Source organism: Enterococcus pallens ATCC BAA-351 (assembly GCF_000407485.1).
GTDB classification, from domain to species: Bacteria; Bacillota; Bacilli; order Lactobacillales; family Enterococcaceae; genus Enterococcus_A; species Enterococcus_A pallens.
The window spans coordinates 1,005,425-1,031,282 of record NZ_ASWD01000002.1 but is presented as its reverse complement, the minus strand read 5'-3'; the positions used below and the strand labels follow the sequence as shown (position 1 = coordinate 1,031,282).

Sequence of the window (25,858 nt, the reverse complement as noted above, 5' to 3'; positions counted from 1 at the left end):
TAACAAGATTATGCATGGATGCCATGACGCAAGCGATTGAAGGATTTATTACGAAGGGTGCTTGGGAATTAACTGATATGCTGCATCTGAAAGCGATCGAAATCGTAGGTCGTTCGCTGCGGGATTCGGTAGCTGAGCAGCTGGAGGTACGGGAAGAAATGGCTTTAGGCCAATATATTGCTGGTATGGTTTTTTCAATGTTGGCTTAGGCTTGGTTCACGGAATGGCACACCCATTAAGTGCTTGGTATAACCTTCCCCATGGGGTAGCCTGTGCTTAGTTACTGCCAACAGTAATGAAATTCAATAAGGATTATACGGGTGAAAACTATCGTGATATTGCTTTAGTTTTAGGGATTGAGGAAGCTCGAGAAGCGGCCTGTGCAGCGATTGATCAGTTAAGTAAAGATGTAGGAACTCCAGCGACGATTTCTGAGCTGGGGGTTAAGGCTGAGGATATTCCTAAAATTTCCGCGGATTTCCGCGATGTTTGTTCACCAGGAAATCCACGGGATGCGACTATTGAGCTGTATCAGAGTTTGATGTAGTTGGGTCTAGAAAACAAAAAACAACTGGGAATCAGACAAGTGCTGAGCCCCAGTTGTATGTAATTCATTCTTCTATTCAATCACCAACACGCCGTCATCTAAAGTGAACGGTGTTTTTTCGTCGATGTGGTCGTAGAACATCACACCATTAATGTGATCAATTTCATGTTGTACAACGATTGCGTTGTAGTTTTTTAAACGAATTTTTTGTTTGTTGCCTTCTGCATCGTAGTAGGAAACAGTGATTCGAGCAGCTCGTACCACGTAGCCAGGAACTTCCCGATCTACTGATAGGCAGCCTTCACCTTCACCAAGGCAGGCTTGTTGGACTGAGTGACTCAAAATTTTCGGATTATACATCACTGTGCTAATCCCAGAATCTGGTTTCTCTGGATCAAGACTCGGCACATGAACCGCTATAATTCGTTTTGAGATATCTAATTGGGGAGCGGCTAGACCGACGCCTCCGCGCAAATGCAGTTCTTCAGCTTTTACTGGATCTTGGCTATTTTTTAGAAATTCCATCATTTCTTCACCAAGCTTCACGTCTTCTTCCGTAGGCGGAATAGGAACTTCTTTGGCAACTTCACGCAAGGTGGGATGTCCTTCCCGAATAATATCATCCATTGTGATCATTAAATAGGTCTCCTCTCAAAGGACTTCATACATCAAGATAGTTTATCACAAAAGTAGCCGCAGGCAAACGGCTTGCTTAAAACTTGCGAATTTTTAAAGAATCCTCTATCCTGATGAATTGGATGAAATATTCCTGGCAAATCTTGCATTTTCCTACAAAATCAAGTAAAGTATTAAGGTACGCTATGCGTATATCGCCTATTACTTGGTTGGGCGCTTCACCAACGCTTTACTCAGTTGTAGGGAAAAAAAGAGAAAGAGGTGAAATACATGGCATTAACACAAGAACGCAAAAATGAAATCATCAAAGATTTTGCTCGCCATGAAGGAGATACTGGTTCTCCAGAAGTACAAATCGCTGTACTTACAGAAGAAATCAACCAATTGAATGAGCATGCACGTGTCCACAAAAAAGACCACCATTCATACCGTGGCTTAATGAAAAAAGTTGGTCATCGTCGTAACTTGTTAGCTTACCTACGTAAGAATGATGTACAACGTTACCGTGAATTAATCCAACGTCTAGGACTACGTCGTTAATTTTTACCTAAAAGTGAGGTTCCTAGGAATCTCACTTTTTTACTAGGTTGCCAATTACAGCTTTTGGCAGTAAAAGGAACAAGGCACATAGCAGATAAGCATGTGTACAAAAAATAAGGCCCCTCCCACAGATTGCCGTCACTCTACTAACCAAATGCAAGAAGCGAAGCTGTTCGCTGTTTCCATTTGTTTAGTAGCGTCGCACCTGTCAGAGGGAAAAAGGAGAAATTATGTCAGAAAAACAAGTATTCAAAACCACTTGGGGCGGACGTCCCTTGCAAGTCGAAGTTGGTCAATTAGCGAAGCAAGCCAATGGTGCAGTCTTGGTTCGTTATGGTGATACGGTTGTATTAAGTGCAGCAGTTGCTTCAAAAGAAGCGAAGGATACTGACTTTTTCCCGTTAACAATCAACTACGAAGAAAAAATGTATGCAGTAGGTAAAATTCCTGGCGGCTTCATCAAACGTGAAGGTCGACCAAGTACGGAAGCGACGTTAACCGCGCGTCTGATTGACCGCCCAATTCGTCCGATGTTTGCGGATGGTTTCCGTAATGAAGTACAAGTAACCAACATTGTTATGAGTGTGGAACAAGATTGTTCACCTTCAATGGCCGCTATGTTTGGTTCCTCATTGGCTTTGGCAATTTCAGATATTCCTTTTGACGGTCCAATCGCTGGTGTAGATGTTGGTCGTGTAAATGGCGAATATGTCTTGAACCCAACTACCGAACAAAATGAAACTTCAGACATTAACTTAACTGTTGCTGGTACTAAAAAAGCGATCAACATGGTTGAATCGGGTGCCAAAGAAGTTTCTGAAGAAGATATGTTAGGTGCTTTGCTGTTTGGTTTTGAAGCGATCAAAGAAATGGTAGCCTTCCAAGAAGAAATCGTAGCAGCTGTTGGCAAACCTAAAATGGAAGTTAAATTGTTGCAAGTAGATGCTGACTTGAAGAAAGAAATCTTCGACGGCTACTATGAAACAATGAAGACGGCCGTTATGACTGAAGAAAAATTGGCTCGTGAAGACGAAATTGACAAAGTGAAAGATACAGTTAAAGAAGTTTACGCAGAGAAATTTGCGGAACATGAAGACGTGGATCAATTAACTAAAGAAGTGAAACAAATCGCAGAAGATCTTGAAAAAGATGTTGTACGTGAATTAATCACGATTGACAAAATTCGTCCGGATGGCCGTAAATTAGATGAAATCCGTGCATTGGACTCTGAAGTTGGCGTATTGCCACGTGTTCACGGTTCTGGTTTATTTACTCGCGGACAAACTCAAGCTTTGTCAGTATGTACGTTAGCACCATTAGGGGAACATCAAATTATTGATGGCTTAGGAATTGAAGATTCTAAACGCTTCATCCACCATTATAACTTCCCTCAATTTTCAGTTGGTTCTACCGGACGTGCCTTTGGTCCTGGTCGTCGTGAAATTGGACACGGAGCCTTGGGTGAACGTGCATTAGCACAAATCATTCCTAGTGAAGAAGACTTCCCTTACACGATTCGTCTAGTTGCGGAAGTATTGGAATCAAATGGTTCCTCTTCACAAGCAAGTATCTGTGCTGGAACATTAGCCTTAATGGATGCTGGTGTGCCAATTAAAGCACCGGTTGCGGGTATCGCAATGGGCTTGGTTTCAGATGGCGAAAACTACACCATCTTAACAGATATTCAAGGACTAGAAGATCACCTGGGCGACATGGACTTCAAAGTTGCTGGAACAAAAGAAGGTATTACTGCCTTGCAAATGGATATCAAGATCCAAGGAATCACAGAACAAATCCTAAAAGAAGCTTTGGACCAAGCGAAAAAAGCTCGTATGGAAATCCTTGAAAACTTAACTAGCACTCTGGCTGCTCCACGTGAAGAGCTAAGTGAATATGCTCCTAAGATTGAAATGATCAAAATTGATCCTGATAAGATCAAAACCGTTATTGGTAAAGGCGGCGACACCATCAATGGTATTATTGATGAAACCGGCGTGAAGATCGATATCGATCAAGAAGGTCAAGTAAGCATTGCTTCATCTGATGCTGAAATGATCAAAAAAGCGATCAAGATCATTGAAGAATTAACTAAAGAAATCAAAGTTGGCGAAGTTTACCTAGGTAAAGTTGTCCGTATTGAAAAATTTGGTGCTTTCGTTAACTTGATCAAGGGTAAAGATGCATTGGTACACATTTCTCAACTTGCCAACGAACGTGTAAACAAGGTTGAAGATGTTGTGAAAATGGGCGACGAAGTCTTAGTTAAAGTTACTGAGATCGATCGTCAAGGCCGTGTGAATGCCTCACGTAAAGCAATGTTAAAAGATGATGAGAATAAAAAGGAAGAAAAATAATTTTTTCAAAATCATTCACATTTTCTTTGACAAATAACCAAACTACGCCCATAATACGTTTATGTTTTAGGGGAGTAGCGACATAGAGTTTCTATGCTTTTAGATCAACAACTAGTGCCTATGCACTGGTCTAAGAGATAATTTGCCAGACCTAAACGACAGTACAAGCTGTTGTTTAGGTCTTTTTTGCTAGTCCAACTTTTCGCAGTTTATTAGGTAAGTAAGCCAGATAAAGATTAGGAGCCCAGTGCTAAGTTAGTGCGGTTTAGTTGGATAGCATGCGTACGAAAATAGGACTCATTTTTTCGGTCTTTGAAAAAATGAATTCCTAACAAAGAGCTAGCTGTTAGTTCTGCTTTTCGCAGTTCGTCCGACAATTACCTGCTAAACCTAAAGGTATAGCAGATTATCGAACTAAGCGGTTTAGCAGAATAATATGCGTACGAAAAAATGAATTCCTTACCTTGAGTTAGCTGCCATTGTTCCCCACCAAAGCTTATTTAGTAGGTATTTGCTAAATATAAAGGTATAGTAAATTAAAAGATATAATTAATTGTAACTAGCAATTATTCCCTAAGCATCAAACTAAGCGAACAAACAGCCTCGATTTTTACTCAGCATAGAAAATTGAGTTCCTATATAAGAGTCATCTGCAAGAGGAGAGTGTAAGAATGGAAAAGAAAAGTCATGTCAAAAAATTATCAGTTGCTGGATTATTAGTGGCGATGGGCGTGGTCTATGGGGATATTGGAACAAGTCCCTTATATGTAATGAAAGCTATTTTGATGGAAAATGGCGGTCTTGCATCAGTCACCAATGATTTTGTTATTGGTGTCGTTTCATTGGTTTTTTGGACAGTGATGCTGTTGACGACCGTAAAATATGTGATCATCGCGCTGAATGCCGATAACCATGGTGAGGGTGGTATTTTCTCTCTGTATACTTTGGTGCGCAAGGGCGGAAAGTATTTAATTATACCGGCGATGATTGGTGGGGCAGCCTTATTGGCGGATGGTGTTTTAACTCCGGCAGTAACTGTTACAACAGCTATTGAAGGGTTGCGGGGGATACCTATCTTCTATGATCGATTCGGCAATAATCAAAATATTATCGTAATTATTACGTTGCTTATCTTGCTGTTTCTCTTTTTGATTCAACGTTTCGGGACAGACTTTGTAGGAAAAGCTTTTGGGCCGATTATGCTGCTGTGGTTTACTTTCTTAGGGGTTATGGGATTAATTAACATTCCATATGATTTTTCAGTTATTCGTGCGTTAAATCCTTACTATGCAATACATTTATTATTTAGCCCGGAAAACAAAATGGGTGTCTTTATCTTAGGAAGTATTTTCCTAGCAACGACTGGGGCGGAAGCTTTGTATTCAGATATGGGACACGTAGGCAAAAAGAATATTCGTTTTAGCTGGCCGTATATTTTCATTTGCTTGATGTTAAACTATGCAGGACAAGCAGCTTGGATTATTCATGCGAAGGGGAACCCGGCTTATGAAAATCTGGAAAATTTGAATCCATTCTTCCAAATTTTACCAGAGGGCTGGATTGTGTTCGGCGTTGTATTTGCGACCATCGCTGCAATTATTGCTTCTCAAGCTTTGATTTCAGGTTCCTTTACCCTCGTTTCTGAGGCTATTAAGCTGAAGCTGTTACCAAGAATGCGTATTTTTTATCCTGGTAGTTCCATTGGACAAATGTATATTCCGGCGGTGAACTTCATTTTATGGGCGGCTTGTTCATTAATCGTAGTAACCTTTAGAACCTCTAGTCATATGGAAGCAGCATACGGCCTGTCTATTACAGTAACGATGCTGATGACGACTTTCTTGTTGTATCATTATATGATTCAGAAGAAGGTTTCACGCTTCTTAGCTTATTTGATGGTTCTGTTCTTTGGCTTCTTGGAAACCTTCTTTTTCATTTCCAGCGTGACGAAGTTCTTCCATGGAGGATTCGTGGCAGTAGGAATGGCACTACTCATTTTAGCGTTAATGTATATTTGGTATCGCAGCAATCAAATTCAAGAAAATACCAGTCAGGAAGTCAACTTCCAAGATTATATGGGACAGCTGCAAGAACTACATGAGGATGATCGGATTCCTTATTACCAAACTAACGTTGTCTTTTTAGTGCCAAAGCTTGAAGAAGATCAAATTCCGCAACAATTCATTTATTCAATTTTAGACAAACGCTTGAAACGAGCGAAGGTATATTGGTTTGTAAATGTTGAGGTTACAGATGAACCTTATACAGAAGAATTCTCCGTTGATATGATGGGGACTGATTTTATCGTAAAAGTAAAATTATACCTAGGCTTCCGCATGTCACAGGATGTAAATGTGTACCTGCGTCAAATTATTCATGATCTGATGAAGCAAGGACGGCTGCCGAAACAACCGCAGCATTACTCCTTAACACCTGGTCGGCAAGTAGGGGATTTCCGTTTTGTATTGATACAGGAAGAACTGTCTTCAACCACAACAATTGCAAAATGGGATCGTCAAATTATGCAGGCTCGCTTGGCTATTAAACGTTACACAGTATCTCCAGAGCGCTGGTTTGGTTTGGAATATAGCGAAGTCGTCTATGAATCTGTGCCACTGATTGTGGGACAAACCCGCAAGACGTGGTTGAAGGAACGAAAATAAAGATGGAAGCTGCCGTAGAATAAAATCTGCGGCAGCTTTTTTATAATGGATGATTTTGGCGTAAAATGAAAAAGACTGAGAGGTCCCCAAAAAAGAAATCAGTTAATTAAATTCTCGTTCATAGTGAGACCATACGGATTGAATGATAATCAGTTGATCTTCTTCTACGACGCTATAAACTAAGCGATGTTTAATATTGAGTCTTCTTGAATAATAAGGAATGCCAACCAGTTTTTCATAAGGAGGTGGAATTTGAAAGGGATTCTCCCTAATTATAGTAATCAATTCGTCAAATTTATTGTTTAGACGCGCATCTTTTAGTTTGGATAGATCTTTACGTGCATTCTTTTTGATTTTTATAGTGTATCCCAATCAATTTCCCCCAGATCTTCGACTTCTTCCTCTTCGTAATGCTTGATTCGATCCAATACACCAGTATTTTGTAAATAAATAGTTTCCTGTAGAGCATCCCAATCACTTTTACTAATAACTACAACACTCTCTCTTTCACCTTTTACACTAGCTATTTCGATAGGTTGATTATCGGAAACAACTCGTTTAATTATCCCGTATAAATCTTTGCGGGCATTTGTTGGAGAAATAACTTCCATTTATCTCACATCCTCTTTAAGCTACCTTTATTTTAAGGTACGTTTTGACGTACGTCAAATGCTTTGCCAGTGACTATCCAATGATAAGATACGCATAAAGTAGATGTTTGTATTTTAGTAGACAGTTTATTTCCACAGTGTTTAAGGAAAAGTATACGAAATTTATCACCAGAACAGTTCGTTTCAAGAAATTTGAAATGAACTGTTCTTTTTCACGCGATTGCCCATCCTTTATACTAAAGTCAGGAGGAAGACCTATGGATAATCGATTATCAAATTTATATAGCTTGCTAGCAAAGCAAGAAACAAAAGTAAAAATCAGTGAGTTGGCCGCTCGCTTTCACGTTAGCACTCGAACAATTTACAATGACATCGATAAACTAAATGAACTACTAGAAACAGTCGAAGCTGCAGAAATAATGATCGAAAAGGGGCACATTCAATACGAATGTGAAACACCTGTCGATATTGAGAAAATTTTGTTTAAAAACAATGACTTTATCAGCAGCGATCAGCGAATCAGAAAAATTCGCATGTTGGAATCGGTGTTGCTGCTGCCGGATAATTTCAGCTCTGATACGTTATTGCAGCAGACATTAGTATCTAGAAACACATTGCTAAATGATTTACGAGCTGTTCGTAAGGAGTTGGAGAATAACGAGATTTTCCTAGAGACCATTCCCTTCCGTGGGTATCGGGTGATTGGTGAGGAAACAAGAATCAGAAATTTTCTAGTAGCAACCTTGGGACAGGACCCACTAGTATTTGAGACTGAGAGCTTTCAAATGGAAAGAAAAAGTTTAGTGGAAATTGATAGGCTAATTGAGGCCATTTGTCAGGAGATCGGGATTCAGCTAAGTGATGAATCCTTTCAAAAAGTTGTTCTGCACTTTTGGGTAACTAAAAAGCGGCTGGAAGTGAACAAGACAATTAAACAGTGGCCAAAAAAAGACATCTACAATAAAGAGGAACAGGTTCTGTTAGCGAATGAAGAGACGATAAGCATGCTGTTTAATCGATCTGTAACTCAAAATGAACTGCTTCATCTAGCAAACAAGTTATCAGAGGCTTCGATTACGAAATATCAGGAGTTGTTAACTGACAAATGGTTAACATTTAATCTAATCGTTGAGCAATTTATTAAGGCAGTCGATCAGGATTTTCCCCCAATCGATTTTACGACTGACCAAAAGCTTTATGAAGGCCTGTTGAATCATCTGCGACCAGCCTACAAACGAACCTTGGCTCATGAACCTATTGAAAATCCCATGTATGACTATGTAATGGAAAATTATCAAGAGCTGCATGTTTCTGTTCGTGCACAAGTGCCATTGCTGGAAACGAAATTGAAGGTAAGATTTACTGATCAGGAAATCAGCTTCTTTACCTTGTTCTTTGCAGCATCATTGGAACGTAAAAAATTCTTTACCCCGCAAAGAACAAGAATCATCATTATTTGTAATGCTGGTGTTAGCACCTCAGAAATATTGAAGAGTAAAATTCAAAATACGTTTCACGTAGAAGTATTAGGGACATTCGGCACACGAGAAGGTATCAAATGGCTGAAAGAAAATAACGTGGATCTGGTGATTGCTACAATTCCTTTAGAGCTGAAGAGTGTCCCAGTGGTTCAAGTGAACCCTTACTTGTCAGAGCAAGATCGCGAAAGCATTAATCGGTTTGTTAAGCCAATCTTTCGCGAGGTTAACATTGATCAGTTACTAACAATTGTAAAAAAATATGCACCCTTATCTTTTCAGGCATCAAAGAGCTTATCCGATGAACTGACTACTTATTTGAATTTACCTAAATCCCAGAAGAAGAAGGAGTACCAGCCTATGCTTAAAGAAATTCTAACTCCCAATTTGATCGAGCTTAATTACTTAGCCAAAAATCGAGATGAAGCCGTGAGAAAAAGTGGAGAATTATTAGTACACAGTGGTTTAGCGACCAATAGTTATGTAGATGGCATGATTGAAAATGTTGAAGTTAATGGAACCTATATAGTGATTGCACCAGGAATCGCAATGCCGCATGCTCGTCCGGAAGAAGGCGCACTGGATGTCGGCTTCAGCATTGTCACTTTAAAAGAGCCAGTGGTTTTTGGTCATCCAAAAAATGATCCGGTGAAAATCGTGATTGGACTCTGTGCAATTGATCATCAAACCCATTTAAAAGCGTTGGCTGAATTAGTGGAAATTTTATCTCATGAGGAAAACGTCGCATGCTTTACTAAAGCCGTTAGTAAAACAGAAATTATGGATATAATCGAAGGAGGAGAAGCAACATGTTAAAAATCGTAACCGTTTGTGGAGCTGGAGTTGGTAGCAGTATGATGATGCGCCTGTTTACCCAGCAAATCCTAGATGATGCAAAAATTGAAGCAACCGTTGATGCTGCAGATATTGGGTCGGTTGATCCTAACAGCTATGATATTTTAATTACTACGTCTGATTTTGCGGACACACTGCGAGATTCAACCGCAAAAATCATCCGGATTGATAATATGATGGATAAAGCGTATTTGAAAGAGCAAGTATTAGCAGCCATCGAAGCTTAAGGGGGTAAATACTATGTCAGTATTTCTATATATTGTCAACAATGTGCTGAGTCAGGCAGTTTTTATTATTGGAATGGTTGTTGTTGTCGGAATGATTGCTCAAAAGAAATCATGGGATCAGATTTTACCTAGTGCGATTAAAACGATGATCGGCTTTACTATGATTAATGTCGGTGGACAAACATTGGGAGGCGCTTTGTTGCCTTTGCAGCAAATGATTTCTAAAATTTTCAATATGCAGAGCTTCTCAGCTGATATCGGGGCTGCCCAAGCGGAGAGTCTAGCCGATATCGGAACTGAAATGGCCTTAATCTTTGCCTTTGGTTTTCTAATTAATCTATTGTTGGCTCGTTTTACTCGGTTTAAATATGTTCACTTGTCTGCCCATGTGTCCTTCTTCTTTGCAGGCTTGATCGCAGCTTTATTGAAATTTGGGACAACCTTGCCTTTTACTGGGATTGTGGCGATTGGTTCAGTCTTACTTGGCTTATACATGACTTTCTCTTGTGCTTATGTAGCTGTTTGTATTAAAGGAGTGAAGGGAGGAGAAGGCTTTACTTTAGCTCACTCAAGTTCTTCAGGACTTTTAGTTGCGACCTTATTGGCGAAAGCCTTTGGTAATAAAGAGCATGATTTAGAGCAGCTGGAAATACCTAAAAAATTAAACTTCCTACGGGAAATGACAATTGCCTTGACCTTAGTGATGACTGTGCTGTTCTTATTAATTAGTTTAATTGCCACACCAAGCTGGACGATGGAAAATATTACTGGTGGTCAAGATATTATTGTCTTTTCTTTATTACGTGGTGTTGAGTTCGGCATGTGGATTACTGTCATTATCACTGGGGTGCGTATGATGCTTTCAGAAATTATCCCCGCCTTCCATGGGATTGCCAACAAAATTATTCCTAATTCTAAGCCAGGATTGGATATCCCTTTGCTGTTTCCAAATTATCCAACATCAGTAATTGTTGGTTTCTTATGCAGCTTAGTTTCAGGTTTAGCAGGCATGTTGATTCTTGGTGCGTTGAATTATCCAGTAGTGGTTTTTCCAGCATTGATCCCTACGTTCTTTACTGGGGCAGCAACTGCGATTTTTGGAAACGCCCATGGTGGTCGTCGTGGAGCAATTATGGGTTCTTTGGCAAATGGTTTCATTTTAATTTTCGGACAAGCCTTTTTGCTGCCGATGGTTGGCAGTTATGCACCAATTATGCGGATTCTTAGTGAGACGGATTATACAGTTTATGGACCGATTTTAGGCTGGTTCCTACAACTGTTTGGAGGTGCGTAATGAACAATTTAGCTTTGTACGTAACGATAAATTATCCGACACGAGAAAAGTTTTTTGAGATTTTAGATGTGATTGAACAGTTTCAAGTAGGGTATGTGGAAATCGGAATTCCGGTGGAGAACCCACATTTAGATGGTGGAGTGGTTAGAAAAACCCAGGAGTTGGTTTATCCTAATCTTTCTCAAGAAGAGATCGTTTCTGTGCTGGAGGAAATCCGTCAACGGTATCAGTTCAAGGTTATCTTAATGACTTATCAGCAAGGGATTGAGCATTTTCAGCTTTCGCAGGTACCGCGACATTTGTATGATGCAGTATTGTGTGTCGATCAAAAGCTAAACCCCAAACAGTATCCCGGTCTAGTTCACATATTTACCAACCAGTTGGGTCAAGCGGCTATTGATGAACAGCTTGCCAGCAGCTCACAGTTTGTTTATGTAGTGTCAGGTGAAGGAAAGACTGGTGAATTCGATCAATTACCAGATGATTATCTGCAGCTGCTTCCATATATCAAGGAACACACCCAACTGCCGGTTTTTATTGGCTTCGGGGTGAAAACAGTGAAAGATGTGATTAGTATTTTAGATAGTGGGGCAGATGGGGCGATTATTGGTTCAGAGTTTATCAAACAGTTCAACCAATCCCAGCTTGCCGGTATCGTAAACTATTTAAATGACTTAGAAGCAGCCTTCAACAAGAAATTGTTAACAGAAAGCTGAAAATAAAGAGGCTGCCATCGCTTTTGCGGCAGCTTCTTTACCTTACACAGACTAGAAAAAAAGCCTAAAATCCGCAAACAGCAGATTTTAGGCTTTTCAATTAGTTCGGTGAGGTTACTGGCTTGTGTTCTTCTTCTGGCAAACCAATTTCTTCCGCTTGCTGCTGACGTTCCAATTCTTTCAGCTTGCGGATTGCTTTGATTGTTGATGGCAGGAGCACCGATACAGAGCCGATCCAAGCTAATGGTGAAGCAAAGGCTGCACCAGGGTAGCCATATAAACCAGTCAAAATAATCGCAGCGAATGAGCGCATCAGCAGCTCCATAATCCCAGCGAAGGTTGGAATTTTTGCTTGGCCAAGACCTTGCAGTGTGTAACGCAGAATGAATAGAACTGCTAAGATCACATACAAGACACCACTGATATTAAAGTATACTTGAGCCAATTGGAAAACTTCTGTTTCTCCCTTGTCGACAAACAATGCGACTAAATAGTGTCCAAAGAAAATCACTGAGAAGCCCGCCAGCAAGCTGAATAGGATATTCATGATCAGGCTTTGTTTGATTCCAGTTAGAATCCGGCTGTACTGTCTTGCTCCGAAGTTTTGAGCAGTAAAGGTAGCCATAGTAATTCCAAAGGACATCATTGGCAGAATAGCAAATTGCTCGATTCGGCCTGCAGCTGCTTGAGCTGCTACTACGTCAGTTCCCAAGCTATTTAAGGCTGATTGCAAAACAACGGCACCAATTGCAATAATAGAAGATTGGAAGCCCATTGGCAAAGCAGCATTCAAGTGAGTACGAAATTCTTGTTTATCGAATGAAAAATGTTTCCGACCAATTTGCAGTAATGGGATACGTTTGCGAATGTAGATCAGGCACAACAGACTGGCAATTACTTGGGCGATTACTGTTGCATAACCAGCACCAGCAATTCCAGAATGAAACTTAGTGATGAAGACGATGTCCAGAACCACATTCACGAGAACAGCAAGAGCTAAAAAGATTAACGGTGTTCGACTGTCGCCTAAAGCACGAATCATGTTAGACAATAAGTTGAACATCATCGCTGCAAAAATACCTGCTAAAATAATTGAAATAAACTCTTGGGCTTGATCCAAAATCTCAGGCGGTGTTTGCATAACCAATAGTAACGGACGTAGAAACAACAGACTCAAAGCAGTAAGAACAATAGTGACAACAGCGCTGATTACTACAGAAGTCGCAAAACTCTTACGAACGCCTAAGGTATCCTTAGCACCAAAGCGCTGAGAAGTAATAATGGAAAGACCAGACGTCAAGCCTTGGGCAAACCCAATAATTAGAAAGCTGACACTCCCAGTTGCACCAACAGCAGCCAGAGCATCTTTACCTAATGTCTGACCTACGATGATCATATCAATCATATTATAAAATTGTTGCAAAACATTACCAGCTAACAATGGAATAGTGAAAAACAAAATTAATTTTGCAGGATTTCCTCGTGTAAGTTCTTTCATCGTTTTCATTCCTTTCATGAAAATGCTCACTAGATATTACCACAGAACCTGCACAATGCAAGAGAAAATTTTGAATTATAAATTTTTTACAAAAAAGACGTACCAGATACGGTCAAAACCGCTGCTGGTACGCCTTTTTGATAGGTAAAGAAATAGTAAAATTTACTTAATTACTTCCACTATCTTATTCAGATTTTAGTTGTTTCAGGCTGCAAATGTATTTGACAGCAAAGTTTGTTTTAACGTTGTCTAATTTCGTTAGGTAATAGAATAGTTTGGCGGTTACCGTCATCATAAGCATAAACTTCTGCTGGGAATTCGGAAGAGTAGACAAAAGGAAGATCAATATCCATCTCTACCTCACTGCCTTCTTGAGAGAAGTGCATCGTGACATGTCCTTGCTTGTTTACAAGATCAAATGTCAGCATATTGTCTAACGGAATCAAGCCCTTCAAATCCAAATCGATGATAAACCAAATGCTGTCTATCAATTCACCAGGCAAGCTGGAGACTACACCGACAGAGGCATAACGACTTCTATTTGCATCAAATGTTTCAAACATGTTTTGTCCTCCTTTGCGGAACAGGTCTATAGACTAATTATAGCGCAATTCACTGAACCTTGCCTTTGTAGTGATTTATTGTAAAGCTTTTTATAAGAAAAAACAATTATTTACTACCGAAAAAGGAATTTGTTTTTGAGTGAGTCTTTGCTACAATCATAAGAAAGCGACCATTTAAAGAGGTGAGAACCATGAAAGCAAAACTACTAAACTATTTAGAAAATCAAACAGCCTTTATTGATTTGAAAGCGGTTAATGAAGTATTTACTACGAAAAAGCTGGCTGAGATATTTCAAGTAAAACGCAATACGATCAGCCATTATCTGAATCAACTGAATGATGAAGGATTATTGATTAAAGTGAATTCTCGACCAGTCTACTACTTCCATAAGGAGGCTTTTGAAAGACAATTTTTCTCATTAAGTCAAACCTATTATCGGTCGCTGGAGGAAATTATCAAGGAGCAGCCCTTGTTCGATCAGCAAAAGGATTTGTTTTCATTAGTAATTGGCCACGATAAAAGCTTAAGGCGCAGCGTGGATCAAATTAAGACGGCGTTGGATTATCCTGGAAATGGCTTGCCGGTTTTAATTACTGGTGAAAGTGGTACAGGGAAAAGCTTCATGGTAAAAATTATTTATCAATACTGTTTAGAAAAGGGGCTGATTGATGAAAATGCCCCCTTTGTAACGTTGAATTGTGCACAATATGCCAATAACCCCGAACTGTTGACGAGCAATCTTTTTGGTCATGTGAAAGGAGCCTACACCGGTGCGGATCAAGATAAAGAAGGAGCTTTTGAAGCAGCCGATCAGGGGATTTTATTTTTAGATGAAGTCCATCGTTTGAATCCCGAAGGCCAGGAAAAGCTTTTTACCTTCCTAGATCAGGGAATTATTTATCGGATGGGGGATACTAATCATCCGTTGAAAATTAATACCCGCCTGTTTTTTGCGACAACTGAAGATTTGCAGAGCAGCTTTTTAACGACCTTTATTCGGCGAATCCCGATTCAAATCGAGCTGCCTGCTTTAGCAGCACGCAATCGAACTGAACGGCTGGAATTGATTTATTCTTTCCTATTAGCCGAACAGCGAAAATTACATCTCCCAATGAGGGTCTCGGGGCAAGTCTTGCAGCTGCTAGCCAGCGGTACCTGGAACGGGAACATTGGAGAATTGAAAAATGTCGTCAAGGTGACAGTCGCGAAGGCTTTTTCGGAGCAAAAGGGGGCAGCAGAGATTCAGGTCACGATTTACCATCTACCAGACAGCAGCCTGAATACCTCCAATCTGACAACCCAATCAACGATTCAAGAGGAAATTTGTCTCAACGATCAACTTTCCTTAGAGCAGCTGGTTGAAAAAGCTCATCCAAAGCAGCAGCGTGTCATGAAAACCTTTGAGCGGCTATTAACCGAATTTCAGCAGCAGGAGTGCCAGTTGGCAGCCTGCGAGGAGAAGTTCAAAAAGGAAGTAGAAGGATTATTTGATTTCTTGCTGTTTGAAACTGATCGCCAGCAAAAGCATGAGCTGCTGATTTATTTAACTCAATATGTACGGGATACCTTCACTCAAATGGAAAGTGCCTACCAAATTCGCTTTAATGGAAATAGTGTGTATGCTATCAGCTACTACTTGTTCCAGCGAGGAAGCAGCCATTGGTATCCGGAAGATCCGGATATTAATCGCTTGATTAAGGAGTTGGAACGGCAGGTAGAACAGCGTTATGCTGCTAGCTATCGTTATGTCACCCGTGTCTTAGAATTGTGTCGCCCGAAATTAGATTTGGATATTTCACCGATGGACAAGGTGCTTTTGACTATTTATTTAAGGAAAACTGATTGGAAGAAGCTAGCGGGAATTCCTAAGGCGGTCATCGTAGCTCATGGGTATGCAACTGCCAGCAGTATTGCTAATGTTGCAAACCGTTTATTAGGCAAAGACATTTTCGAGTCCTTTGATATGCCACTGGATGTCACGCCCCAGAAAATTGCTGAGGAAATTTTAAATTACAGTGAATACCATGATGTTTCCAATGGTCTAGTAATTTTAGTCGATATGGGATCATTAAAGGAAATCTATCAATACTTTCCTAAACAGATAACTACACCGATTGTCATTATGAACAATGTAACGACCCCTTTGGCGATTGCGATGGGCGAGCAGCTGCAGCAGCAAAAATCCTTACAAGAAATTGTCCAGCAGACCGCTGAGGCAGCGCCATTGGATTGGGAAATCATTTATCCTGAGGAGAACAAGCTGCAGGTATTAATTACCACCTGCTTTACCGGAATTGGAACAGCTGAACACATTTGTCACCTGCTAGAAAAAAGCTTGCCGCCAACCTCTAATTTGAAGATTTTGCCTTATGAATACCATCTATTGAAGGAAAAAAAGGAAGCTGAAACAATCTTTTCCATGTATGAAGTCTTGGGCGTTATTGGCACAGCTGATCCGGATATTCCAACGATTCCTTATTTATCCTTAGAGGAACTGATTTCTGGTGATGAGGAACAGACCTTAGTTCGCTGGTTGGACAAAACGTTAACGCCTGAAGAGAATGCCGTGTTCAACAGCAATATTATTCGTAACTTCTCCTTGGAAAAGGTGATTGACTCAGTGACCATTCTTGATACAGACAAAGTTATGGGAGAAATCGAGCTTTTCATGCGGGAGCTGGAGAGCCTTACGAAGCTAACTATCAGTAATGCGAAGAAGCTGGCATTATATGTTCATGTTAGCTGCTTAATTGAACGACTGATTCGCAATGTAGCCATTGATAGTTATCAAGGCTATGAAGAATTGTACCAGTGTCAAAAAGAAGTGCTTCAACAGATCAAACTGGCCTTTAGTGTCATAGAAAAGGTGTATAGTGTCAAAATCCCTGACTCAGAGATTGCCTACATTTATGATATTGTCTTTAAAACGACTGATACAACAGCTGAAGTTGAAGATTTTTAAGAAAAGCAAGTCCCTTGCCACTAAAGTTGGCACAGGACTTGCTTTTTATATTTGTAAAGAAAGGAATTTTCGCAGCTGCTCCAAAGGGGGGCGAGTTTGCGAAGTCTTTCTTAGGTAAGCGAGGTGAAGCGTATGGCAAGAGAAATTATTTTAGCCTCTCATGGAGCATTTGCGTCGGGAATTCTGAGTTCATTGCAGCTGATCTGTGGAGGAGATCCATCTATTACAGCGTTAGATTGTTACATGGAGGAAACCTTTGATTTAACTAAAGAAGTACGAGAAATCATGGAATCTCATGCAGCCGATGACTTGATTGTTGTTACAGATTTATTTGGCGGCAGCGTCAACAACGAATTCCTGCATTACATTCATTGCCCGAATTTCTATTTAGTGGCGGGCTTGAATTTACCCTTCTTAATTGGCTTAACCACTCGACTAAAGAGCGCCGATACTACAGCGGTAATCATTCAGGAAGCGCTGGAGGAAGCTAAAGCAAGTATTCAATTTTGTAACGAAACCGTTAAAAAGGAATTAGCGGAGGAAGAATTTTAAACAAAATAGGAGGAACGAAAGATGATTTTATTGACGAGAGTTGACCATCGTTTGCTTCATGGACAGGTTGCTTTTTCTTGGACCCAAACGATTGGCGCGGATTGTATTTTAATTGCTAACAATGACGTGCCAACCAACGAAATTCGCAAAACAACGATTAAATTGGCCAAACCACAAGGAGTTAAGCTAGTAATCAAGAATATTGAGGATTCAATTGCTGCCTTAAAAAGCGGCGTTACTGACAAGTACAAATTATTTATCGTAGTAGAATCCATTGCTGATGCCTATAAATTAGCAGAAGCGTACCCGGAAATTAAACGAATCAATCTAGGGGGGATTAAAGCTAAAGACGGTTCTCGTAGTATTGGTAAATCGGTCAATGTGGTGCCGGAAGAGGAAGAATTACTAAAGCAGCTGGTGGAAAAGGGAATGGAGATAGATATTCAACAGGTACCATCAGAGAAAAAAGTTAAGGTTACTGAAGTGCTATAAGAAATGGGGGAGAACAATGGTAGGACAAGCTATCTTACTGGGGATTGTGGCATTTATTGTACAGTCAGAATACGCGTTGGGAACATCACTGCTTTCTAGACCGATTGTGACTGGTTTGTTTGTAGGGATTGTATTAGGTGATGTGAAAACGGGCGTCATTATGGGAGCCACGTTAGAGTTAGCATTTATTGGGTCATTTTCAGTGGGCGGCTCCATCCCACCTGATGTAGTAACAGGGGGTGTATTGGGAACGGCATTTGCAATTACTGCAGGCGCAGGAACAGAAACAGCTTTGCTGCTAGGTTTGCCGATTGCTACCTTAACCTTGATCTTGAAAAATGTCTATTTAGGATTGTTGATTCCGATTATGAATCATAAGGCGGATGATTACGCGGAACAAGGAAACTATAAGGGTGTAGAACGAATGCATTTAATGGCTGGCTTTGGCTTATCCTTGATGCTGGGATTAGTGGTTACTATTTCCTTCATGGTAGGGAGTAAAACAGTTGGTGGTTTGTTAAACAGTATTCCAGAATTCGTACAGCATGGACTAAGTGTGGCAACAGGCTTGATTCCAGCTTTAGGGTTTGCGATGCTGGCACGGTTGTTGTTAAACAAGAAGGTCGCTCCTTACTTCTTCTTAGGCTTTGCTTTGGCAGCTTATTTAGAAATTCCAGTGACTGGTCTAGCTATTTTCGGAGCGATTGTAGCTGTTGTTGTTGTGAATATTATGAATGTTCGGGCGGCTCAGCCTGCTCAAACCACTACCGGGGAGGTAATCGATGATGACGAAGACTTCTAATAACGAGTTGAAAATTACAAAGAAGGATTTGAATAAGGTGTTCTGGCGTTCCTTCCAAATGGAATTCTCATGGAATTATGAACGGCAAATGAATATGGCCTATGCCTATGCCATGATTCCGATTTTGAAAAAATTGTATACCACTAAAGAAGCGATGGCCAGCAGTCTAAAGCGACATTTGGAATTTTTTAACACCACCCCTCATGTCGTCACCTTGATTTTAGGAATCAATGCAGCGATGGAGGAAGAAAATGCCAACGACCCTAGCTTTGATGTAACGGCCATCGACAGTATTAAGACTTCGTTGATGGGGCCTTTAGCAGGGATTGGCGATTCATTGTTCTGGGGAACGCTGCGGTTGATTGCAACAGGCGTAGGAACGTCATTAGCGCTTCAGGGAAACATTTTAGGACCGATTTTATTTTTGGTAATCTTTAATGTGCCACATCTTTTGTTCCGTTACTTTGCGACTGGCTGGGGCTATAAATTAGGCACAGGCTTTTTAAAGAAAATTCAGGAAAATGGCATGATGGAAAGTTTGACTTTCAGCGCAGCGATTATTGGCTTGATGGTGGTTGGCGGGATGACGGCAACGATGATTGAGGTAAATATTCCTCTGCAAATTGGTTCCGGCGACAATGCGGTGACAGTTCAAAGCTTGTTTGATGATATTGTGCCTAAGATTTTGTCCTTGGGAGCCTTTGGCGGTGTATTTTATCTGTTGAAGAAAGATCTGAATCCATTAATCATTTTAATCAGTATTGCAGTTGTTGGTATTTTAGGCTCGTTAATAGGAATCTTTTAGGAGGGGAAGTATGGCAACAATGTTGGATTATATCCATGAGGAGGAGCCGACGTTATTCCGTATCTTAGATAATTTTTCAAAGAAAACGGAGACCGAATTAGAAAACTGTCAAAATATTTTGGTGTTGGCAACTGGCTCTTCTTACAATGCATGCTTGGCGGCTAAGGTTGCATTAGAGCAGTTAGGGGATGTAACGCTCACGATTGAAGAGCCTTATCATTTTCGGCATTATGGCAAGCTTTCGTCTGCGATTGATACGGTAGTTGCTGTTTCTCAAAGTGGAAAAAGTGCTTCAACAATTTATGCCTTAGAAGCATTGGAACGGTCTGAGCTGTATACCATAGCCTTGACTAGTAATTTAGACAGCTCCTTGGCTCAAAAAGCTGATCGGACGATTGACTTGAATATTGGAGTAGAAACAGTCGGCTTTGTCACTAAGGGATATGTAGCAACTGTACTTCAACTGATGTTGTTGGGACTAGCAATCGGGCAAGCGAAAGGGCTGCCGGAAGAAACGATTCAACAGACAATTGATGAATTACGGCAATTGGTTAAACGTATTCCTTCTATTATAGAAGTGTCAGAAGCATTTTTTAAAAGACACGAGGCGATCTTTAAGCTTTCAGAACGATTTATTGGGATTGGTTATGGAGCCAACTGGGGAACGGTAAAAGAATTTGAGACCAAGTTTACGGAAACGGTTCGTAAACCTTCTCAAGGCTTTGAACTGGAGGCTTATATGCATGGACCGTATCTTGAAGCTGATAGTCAGCATGTCCTGTTTTTTGTAGAAACTGCCGATGAAAATGCCCAACGTGCAGCGATGCTGCGAAAATACATGGAGCCAGCGGTAGGGCAAACCTTTACGGTAACTGCTGGAATAAGCAAGGAAGAAAATGTTTTGGGTTTGGAAATTGAAGGTGAGAGTATTCTTTCCTCCTTAGTAATGGTTATCCCATTCCAGTTATTTGCTTGTCGAACAGCAGCAGCTAAGGGAATCGATTTGAGTCAACGGATTTTTGATAATTTTGACGATGTACTAAAAAGTAAATTATAGAGGTGAAGACATGTTAAAGTTTAACGAACAGCAGCAAATTGAGGATATCCAAGGAGCATTAGCCTTACGACCAGAGGTAGAAAGGCTGGTAGATCAAGTTTGGGAAAAAGGCGTTGACGCAATTTATTATTTAGGAATTGGCGGGACCTATGCGTCGGCAATGCAGGCAGTCACTTATATCAATGGAAAAAGTGCACTTCCAGCTTACGTTCAGCATGCAGCAGAATATTATACGACCGGTAATCGACGTCTAACAAAGAATTCCTTGGTCATTTTATCTTCAGTAACTGGTACAACTGAAGAAGTGGTGAAGGCTGTAAAGGAAATCAAAAAAACAGGAGCTGTCCTGTTAGGCTTCATCGATACACCTGATAGCATTCTGGCTGATTTGTGCGACCAGGTAATTTCTTATCCAAATCCTGGAACTGAGCAGCTGAAATTCTTTATGGTGGCGGATCGTTTGATGAAAAATAATGGCGACTTTGAAGATTACGAAGAGTATTATCAAGAATTAGACCAGCATTTAGCTGTCGGTTTGGTAGAAGCTGAGAAACAAGCAGATGCATTTGGTTTGAAGTTTGTTGAAAAGCATCGTCATGATCCAATGCATTATTTCATTGGTGCTGGAAACCAATGGGGAGCGGTTTATTCTTATGCCATGTGTTACTGGGAAGAGCAAAGCTGGCTGCGTTCAAAATCTATTCATGCAGCAGAATTTCTGCATGGTACCTTGGAGGTAGTGGATGAAACTACGCCAGTTACCTTATTCTTAGGAGAAGATGAACAACGGCCATTAGCCGAGCGGGTGGCAAATCTGCTGCCGCGGATTTGTGGAGAGTATACCTTCATCGATACAAAGGATTATCCGGTTGAAGGAATTAGTGAAAAATATCGCGGACGTATTCTGTCACCGTTGTTGATGCATTGTGTCACGCAACGAATTGATGCCCATATCGAAAAATTGAATTGTCATCCATTGGACATTCGCCGCTACTATCGCCAGTTTGACTATTAGAAAAAAAGCAGGAGATCAGCGGATCTCCTGCTTTTGACGTGTTAAGCTTATTCTTCTGATTCACCAATTACTTCTGGTTCTGCTGCTTCAGCAGGTTCACCAGTTTCAGGAGCTTCTTCTTGTGCTCCTTGAACAGCTGCAACTTGTTCGTCAGCATCTGTAACGATAGTGTAATCAGCATGGGCTTTCAAGTCACCAACAGTGATTGACTCGCCGATTTCCAGATTTGTAACGTCTACTTCAACGTTTTCTGGTAATTTGTCTGGAGTTGCTGAAACCACGATACTGTACAATGTTTGAGTTAATACACCGCCAGCTTTAGCACCAACTGCTTCTCCAACTAGTACGATTTCAGTTTCAACTTCTGTTTCTTCTGCCATATCAACTGACAAGAATTCAACGTGGGTTAATTCACGTGTGAAGGTGTCTGCTTGATAATCATGAAGCAAAGTATTTACTTTTTTACCATTCAAATCCATAGTGAAGACTGTGTTTGATCCGTTTTCGCGCAATAAACGCATGAATTCATGGTCATCGATTGAGATAGGTGTGCTTTCCACATTGTATCCATAAACGATGCCAGGTACTTTACCTTCGTGACGTAGCTTGTTGCGTAGGGAACGGGGACGAGTTGCTCTTTCTTCTACTTTCAATGATACTGCCATAACCAAATTCCTCCTTAAAATGTCACTGACTGTTGGTTTTCAGTCAGATTCTCTTAAAGTGACGGGTTATTCTCAGCACAATGGTTTTGCGAAAATACGCAAAAAGACAGTCGCATAGCGCAACTGTCTAAAAAAAGTCTGGGTTCAACTTTCTCTACCAGGTCATTACGCTGTGTATGAGAAACCTTTGATTCACTTAGCAGACCGCAGAAATTTACGATCTAATTAAAGGTTAACGCGTTTTTCAGCAAATTGCAAGGAAAAGCGCTTTTAATTTGATGTTTCCTCAACTTTTTCTGTAAAAAATACGAAAAAACATTTTCAAGGCGTGTAAACTGACGAGAAAGAGGGGGTGTGCTATGGTTTTTTATGAGAGGAGGAATAATAATGGATACACAACAACAAAAGGGGTTCAATTGGGGCTCGTTTCTTTTAGGAATCTTATTTATTTTAGTTGCTTTACTGTCATTTCAAGATCCAGTAGGAAATCTTGTGGCGATTGTCATTGTAATCGGAGCCTTTGCTATTATTAAAGGTCTGTTTGAAATTTTTGTACGGAACAAGGTGAAGGAATTTACTGGATACCAAAGCAAAATGCCGATTGTGATTGGGATTATCGATATTGTGATTGGATTATTGCTGCTATTTAATATTGGTGCAGGTGTAATCACTTTACCATTTGTTTTTGCTTTATGGTTCTTGTTAGATTCAATTGTAGGATTGATGACTGCAGGAGCTGCGAGAGTATTCAGTAATGGCTATTACTGGTTCACGGTAGTAGTAAATGTTCTGGGAATTCTTTTAGGTATTTATTTATTGTTCAATCCAGTATCATCCGTTCTAACATTAAGCTTCCTAGTCGGTGCATATTTCATGTTAGTAGGGATTACCGAGATTGTTTATGCATTTCGTTAGTCAAAAAGACCTGACAAAAAGTTGTCGGGTCTTTTTTCACGTCTTTTTCTTAAAATGGAGAATGGTGGCCACGAAAATCATAATGAGTAAGAGCAACAAGAAGAGCAGAGATAATTGTGATCCTAAGACAGTTCCTTGCTGAAAATTACCTTGTTGGACTTGAGCTAAATTAATGATAGTTGCGACAATGGCAGTAGCCACTGCGCCGGAAAATTGCTGCAGGGTGTTAAACAACGTATTGCCATCACCATATTCCTTTTCTGATAGCTGGTTCATTCCAGTTGTCATCATATTGCTGTAGGCAAAGCCGATACCAATCATGTAAAAGACATGTCCAGCGACAAAACCTAATAAAATTGGTGATTTCATCAGAAGCGTTAAGCCGATCCAGCCGATAGTGGCACAGCTTAAGCCAAATAAAATGGGCTTTTTCGGGCCGACACTATCTAAAACACGACCAGAAACAGGTGCCAAAATAGCTCCCACTGCTGCACCCGGCAGCATAACCAAGCCAGCGACAAAGGCATCTTTTCCTAAAATAATTTGTAAAAAATTCGGTAAGACAAAGGAAATTCCTAACAACAAAAATTGGCAAACTAAGAAGCCTAATAAAAAAAGTCGAAAGGTTTTATTTTTCAAAACGGTCAGCCGAACTAGTGGATGTTCGGCCTGATTTGCTTGGTGATAAAACAAAGCAAATCCAACTAGTCCCACTAGTAAAGGAACTAAACTAAACCAAGAACCCAACTGATTTAAAAAGAGCAGCAAACCGCTGAATAATAAGCCAACTCCCAGCAATCCTAAAAAGTCCAGCTGAGTAGTCTTTTTGACAGTCATCTCAGGAATTGCTGCTACACCAGTGACCATTGAAACCACTAAAACAGGAATCAAAAAGAGAAAGATATAATGCCAAGATAATGCTGACGTCAACAATCCGCCGTAAGTTGGACCAATTGCGGGTGCGATAGAGGTAGTCAATGTTCCCAACCCCATCATGGTTCCACGCTTATGCATCGGAGTGAAATTCAAAATAATATGAAACATTAAGGGTAAGGCAATTCCGGTACTGATCCCTTGAAGAAGACGTCCTAGTAACAGCACACTAAAGGAGGGGGACCAGAAATCGATAATCAGACCAGCGATAAAAAATAAATTGGCCGCGACAAATAAGCGCCGAATCGAATAGTTTTTCAATAAATAATTAGCAAAGGGCACCATAATGGAAATAACCAGCAAGTAAATAGTTGTGACCCATTGAACCAATGCAGTAGACAGTCCAAATTGATGAATCAAGGTAGGAAAGGTCACATTCATGGCTGTTTCAATCAGTACGCCAGAAAAGGACATAATCCCAGTAGCCAGTACGGCAGGAATTAAATGAATCGTTTTTTCTTTCATAATATCACCTCAGTTTTTGTTAACAGCACAGAAAATTCGCAACAAAAAAGAGAGACGTTTCTAAATTAATAGAAACCGCCTCTCTCTCGACGCGTAGCAATACGCGTTATCTGTACGATTTGTTCACAAAAAGGATTGTAAAGCTTTTCTGTGAACCAGTCAAGAAAAACTGGATTATTTTTGCAAGAAAAAGCTGAGAATAGCAAAAATTGCGATATGAGCAGGGTAGAAGTAGTAAAAGAAGCTGCGCATACTGCGACCCTTTTCACCGTTATACAAGATAACTGGAATTGCTGAAAGCATCATCATCCATTGGAAATTTACGGTGAAGGGATGCTGCATTCCGCCAAAAACGAGTGAAATCAAAGCAATGCTTAGTAAAGCTGCCACCTGCAGCCCCTTTTTACCATGAAAAAGATAAAATAATACTGCTAAAAGGACGAACAAAAAGCCGCCTTCAGTTAATAACAATGTGGGTACTAAATAGGTGAAAACTTGGAAACCAATCATTAAAACCGGATTAATCGTACCACCTGAAAGAATAAGCAATGGAAAAATACTAAGAATCAAAGGGATAAACAACCAAAGTAGTCCTTTTCCAAAAACACGCCCTTGCTTTTGCTTAACTCCAGTAATCAAATAGTCAGCGGCTTGCATGAAAACAGTACCTAAAAAGAGGGTGCTGAAAATATTATTGATGACTACAGCATTACCAATACTGAAATACGTATTTAAAACCCAGTCAATTGCTCCCATAATCCAAAAGCCAATTAGTAAGCGAAGCATATATTTTTTACGATTACTAGTATGGATGAAGCCTTCAGAGCTTTCGAACAAGAAAATAGGTGCAGCGATTCGCCCTATCCAATGAAACCAGAGCGGGGCACCTAAGAAAGCGAAAAATTGTCCTAAATGATCAATGACCATGGTAATGACTCCGATTATTTTAAGTTGAAACCCCGTTAAACCTTTTTGCATAGATATGCTCCTTACTTATAAAATTTTGAACATAGAACTGCTCTTTTGCTAAGTAGTATAAGGAAACTAAACAGGTTTCACCATTTATTTGGCTGTCAATGAACTTACAAAATTGTTCGAACGAAAAAATCATGACGCCGCACGCTCTTTTTTAGCAGCTCAAATTTTGATTAAGACCGGGAATTTCCCCTTTTTTCTTTAAAATAGAGCCTGGCTAATTACAATGGTTACTAA

The 25,858-nt window shown here is 40.3% G+C and carries 23 protein-coding genes and 1 pseudogene; 16 read left to right on the top strand and 8 right to left on the bottom strand.

Features of this window, described 5'->3' with window-relative positions; translation table 11 throughout:
• Nucleotides 1-14: 14 nt before the first annotated feature.
• Nucleotides 15-547 (top strand): annotated as a pseudogene (locus I588_RS11420) (dehydroquinate synthase/iron-containing alcohol dehydrogenase family protein); the annotation flags it as partial.
• 72 nt (nucleotides 548-619) lie between these two features.
• Here I588_RS11420 and def read toward each other — a convergent pair.
• Nucleotides 620-1,183, bottom strand: a complete 564-nt coding sequence (def, locus tag I588_RS11415) for a peptide deformylase (protein ID WP_010756403.1) — start codon at nucleotides 1,181-1,183, stop codon at nucleotides 620-622.
• A 270-nt stretch (nucleotides 1,184-1,453) separates the two neighbouring features.
• Between def and rpsO the strand changes: the two genes are divergently transcribed.
• The 3 genes from rpsO (at nucleotide 1,454) to I588_RS11400 (ending at nucleotide 6,740) form a co-directional block, all read left to right on the top strand.
• Complete coding sequence (rpsO, locus tag I588_RS11410) at nucleotides 1,454-1,723, top strand: 30S ribosomal protein S15 (RefSeq protein WP_010756404.1); 270 nt, start codon at nucleotides 1,454-1,456, stop codon at nucleotides 1,721-1,723.
• Nucleotides 1,724-1,953: 230 nt separating this feature from the next.
• Nucleotides 1,954-4,077, top strand: coding sequence for a polyribonucleotide nucleotidyltransferase (gene pnp / locus I588_RS11405; RefSeq protein ID WP_010756405.1), 2,124 nt, complete (start codon nucleotides 1,954-1,956; stop codon nucleotides 4,075-4,077).
• Nucleotides 4,078-4,748: 671 nt separating this feature from the next.
• Nucleotides 4,749-6,740 carry a KUP/HAK/KT family potassium transporter gene (locus tag I588_RS11400; RefSeq protein WP_010756406.1) on the top strand — a complete coding sequence of 664 codons (1,992 nt, stop codon included), beginning with the start codon at nucleotides 4,749-4,751 and terminating at the stop codon, nucleotides 6,738-6,740.
• 102 nt (nucleotides 6,741-6,842) lie between these two features.
• On the opposite strand, the gene I588_RS11395 is transcribed toward I588_RS11400, so the two are convergent.
• Both I588_RS11395 and I588_RS11390 read right to left on the bottom strand, forming a co-directional pair.
• Complete coding sequence (locus I588_RS11395; protein ID WP_010756407.1) at nucleotides 6,843-7,112, bottom strand: Txe/YoeB family addiction module toxin; 270 nt, start codon at nucleotides 7,110-7,112, stop codon at nucleotides 6,843-6,845.
• Nucleotides 7,097-7,351 carry a type II toxin-antitoxin system Phd/YefM family antitoxin gene (locus I588_RS11390; RefSeq protein WP_010756408.1) on the bottom strand — a complete coding sequence of 85 codons (255 nt, stop codon included), beginning with the start codon at nucleotides 7,349-7,351 and terminating at the stop codon, nucleotides 7,097-7,099. Before I588_RS11390 ends, I588_RS11395 begins: the two co-directional genes overlap by 16 nt.
• A 257-nt stretch (nucleotides 7,352-7,608) precedes the next feature.
• Here I588_RS11390 and I588_RS11385 point away from each other — a divergent pair, with 257 nt between their 5' ends.
• The 4 genes from I588_RS11385 to I588_RS11370 are packed head-to-tail and all read left to right on the top strand — an operon-like array spanning nucleotide 7,609 to nucleotide 11,921.
• A complete protein-coding gene (locus I588_RS11385; protein WP_010756409.1) occupies nucleotides 7,609-9,645 on the top strand; it encodes a BglG family transcription antiterminator in 2,037 nt (678 codons plus the stop codon).
• Complete coding sequence (locus I588_RS11380; RefSeq protein WP_010756410.1) at nucleotides 9,639-9,911, top strand: PTS sugar transporter subunit IIB; 273 nt, start codon at nucleotides 9,639-9,641, stop codon at nucleotides 9,909-9,911. Before I588_RS11385 ends, I588_RS11380 begins: the two co-directional genes overlap by 7 nt.
• 13 nt (nucleotides 9,912-9,924) lie before the next feature.
• The gene (ulaA, locus tag I588_RS11375) at nucleotides 9,925-11,205 is read left to right on the top strand and encodes a PTS ascorbate transporter subunit IIC (protein WP_010756411.1); all 1,281 of its coding nucleotides are present in this window, start codon (nucleotides 9,925-9,927) and stop codon (nucleotides 11,203-11,205) included.
• Nucleotides 11,205-11,921 carry a tryptophan synthase subunit alpha gene (locus tag I588_RS11370; RefSeq protein WP_010756412.1) on the top strand — a complete coding sequence of 239 codons (717 nt, stop codon included), beginning with the start codon at nucleotides 11,205-11,207 and terminating at the stop codon, nucleotides 11,919-11,921. Before ulaA ends, I588_RS11370 begins: the two co-directional genes overlap by 1 nt.
• Nucleotides 11,922-12,021: 100 nt before the next feature.
• On the opposite strand, the gene I588_RS11365 is transcribed toward I588_RS11370, so the two are convergent.
• Both I588_RS11365 and I588_RS11360 read right to left on the bottom strand, forming a co-directional pair.
• Nucleotides 12,022-13,419 (bottom strand): MATE family efflux transporter, encoded by a 1,398-nt coding sequence (locus tag I588_RS11365; protein ID WP_010756413.1) that lies wholly within the window; start codon nucleotides 13,417-13,419, stop codon nucleotides 12,022-12,024.
• A 239-nt stretch (nucleotides 13,420-13,658) separates the two neighbouring features.
• Nucleotides 13,659-13,982, bottom strand: a complete 324-nt coding sequence (locus I588_RS11360; RefSeq protein ID WP_010756414.1) for a DUF960 domain-containing protein — start codon at nucleotides 13,980-13,982, stop codon at nucleotides 13,659-13,661.
• A gap of 191 nt (nucleotides 13,983-14,173) precedes the next feature.
• Here I588_RS11360 and I588_RS11355 point away from each other — a divergent pair, with 191 nt between their 5' ends.
• From I588_RS11355 to I588_RS11325, 7 genes are all read left to right on the top strand, one after another.
• The gene (locus tag I588_RS11355) at nucleotides 14,174-16,945 is read left to right on the top strand and encodes a sigma-54-dependent transcriptional regulator (RefSeq protein WP_010756415.1); all 2,772 of its coding nucleotides are present in this window, start codon (nucleotides 14,174-14,176) and stop codon (nucleotides 16,943-16,945) included.
• A gap of 132 nt (nucleotides 16,946-17,077) precedes the next feature.
• On the top strand, nucleotides 17,078-17,497 hold the full coding sequence (locus I588_RS11350) for a PTS sugar transporter subunit IIA (protein WP_010756416.1): 420 nt from the start codon (nucleotides 17,078-17,080) through the stop codon (nucleotides 17,495-17,497).
• A 21-nt stretch (nucleotides 17,498-17,518) separates the two neighbouring features.
• The gene (locus I588_RS11345) at nucleotides 17,519-17,989 is read left to right on the top strand and encodes a PTS sugar transporter subunit IIB (protein WP_010756417.1); all 471 of its coding nucleotides are present in this window, start codon (nucleotides 17,519-17,521) and stop codon (nucleotides 17,987-17,989) included.
• Between the two features lie 16 nt (nucleotides 17,990-18,005).
• Nucleotides 18,006-18,791, top strand: a complete 786-nt coding sequence (locus tag I588_RS11340; RefSeq protein WP_010756418.1) for a PTS mannose/fructose/sorbose/N-acetylgalactosamine transporter subunit IIC — start codon at nucleotides 18,006-18,008, stop codon at nucleotides 18,789-18,791.
• Nucleotides 18,775-19,596 (top strand): PTS system mannose/fructose/sorbose family transporter subunit IID, encoded by an 822-nt coding sequence (locus tag I588_RS11335; RefSeq protein WP_010756419.1) that lies wholly within the window; start codon nucleotides 18,775-18,777, stop codon nucleotides 19,594-19,596. Before I588_RS11340 ends, I588_RS11335 begins: the two co-directional genes overlap by 17 nt.
• Nucleotides 19,597-19,606: 10 nt before the next feature.
• A complete protein-coding gene (locus tag I588_RS11330) occupies nucleotides 19,607-20,653 on the top strand; it encodes an SIS domain-containing protein (protein WP_010756420.1) in 1,047 nt (348 codons plus the stop codon).
• 10 nt (nucleotides 20,654-20,663) lie between these two features.
• Complete coding sequence (locus I588_RS11325) at nucleotides 20,664-21,668, top strand: SIS domain-containing protein (RefSeq protein WP_010756421.1); 1,005 nt, start codon at nucleotides 20,664-20,666, stop codon at nucleotides 21,666-21,668.
• Between the two features lie 47 nt (nucleotides 21,669-21,715).
• Here the strand turns inward: I588_RS11325 and I588_RS11320 are convergent, their stop codons facing one another.
• Nucleotides 21,716-22,333, bottom strand: a complete 618-nt coding sequence (locus I588_RS11320) for a 50S ribosomal protein L25/general stress protein Ctc (RefSeq protein ID WP_010756422.1) — start codon at nucleotides 22,331-22,333, stop codon at nucleotides 21,716-21,718.
• Between the two features lie 387 nt (nucleotides 22,334-22,720).
• Here I588_RS11320 and I588_RS11315 point away from each other — a divergent pair, with 387 nt between their 5' ends.
• Nucleotides 22,721-23,248 (top strand): HdeD family acid-resistance protein, encoded by a 528-nt coding sequence (locus tag I588_RS11315; protein WP_010756423.1) that lies wholly within the window; start codon nucleotides 22,721-22,723, stop codon nucleotides 23,246-23,248.
• Nucleotides 23,249-23,284: 36 nt separating this feature from the next.
• Here the strand turns inward: I588_RS11315 and I588_RS11310 are convergent, their stop codons facing one another.
• Both I588_RS11310 and I588_RS11305 read right to left on the bottom strand, forming a co-directional pair.
• Nucleotides 23,285-24,646: an MFS transporter gene (locus tag I588_RS11310; protein WP_010756424.1), complete on the bottom strand. Its 1,362-nt coding sequence runs from the start codon at nucleotides 24,644-24,646 to the stop codon at nucleotides 23,285-23,287.
• A 174-nt stretch (nucleotides 24,647-24,820) separates the two neighbouring features.
• The gene (locus I588_RS11305) at nucleotides 24,821-25,624 is read right to left on the bottom strand and encodes a TraX family protein (RefSeq protein WP_010756425.1); all 804 of its coding nucleotides are present in this window, start codon (nucleotides 25,622-25,624) and stop codon (nucleotides 24,821-24,823) included.
• Nucleotides 25,625-25,858 lie beyond the last annotated feature (234 nt).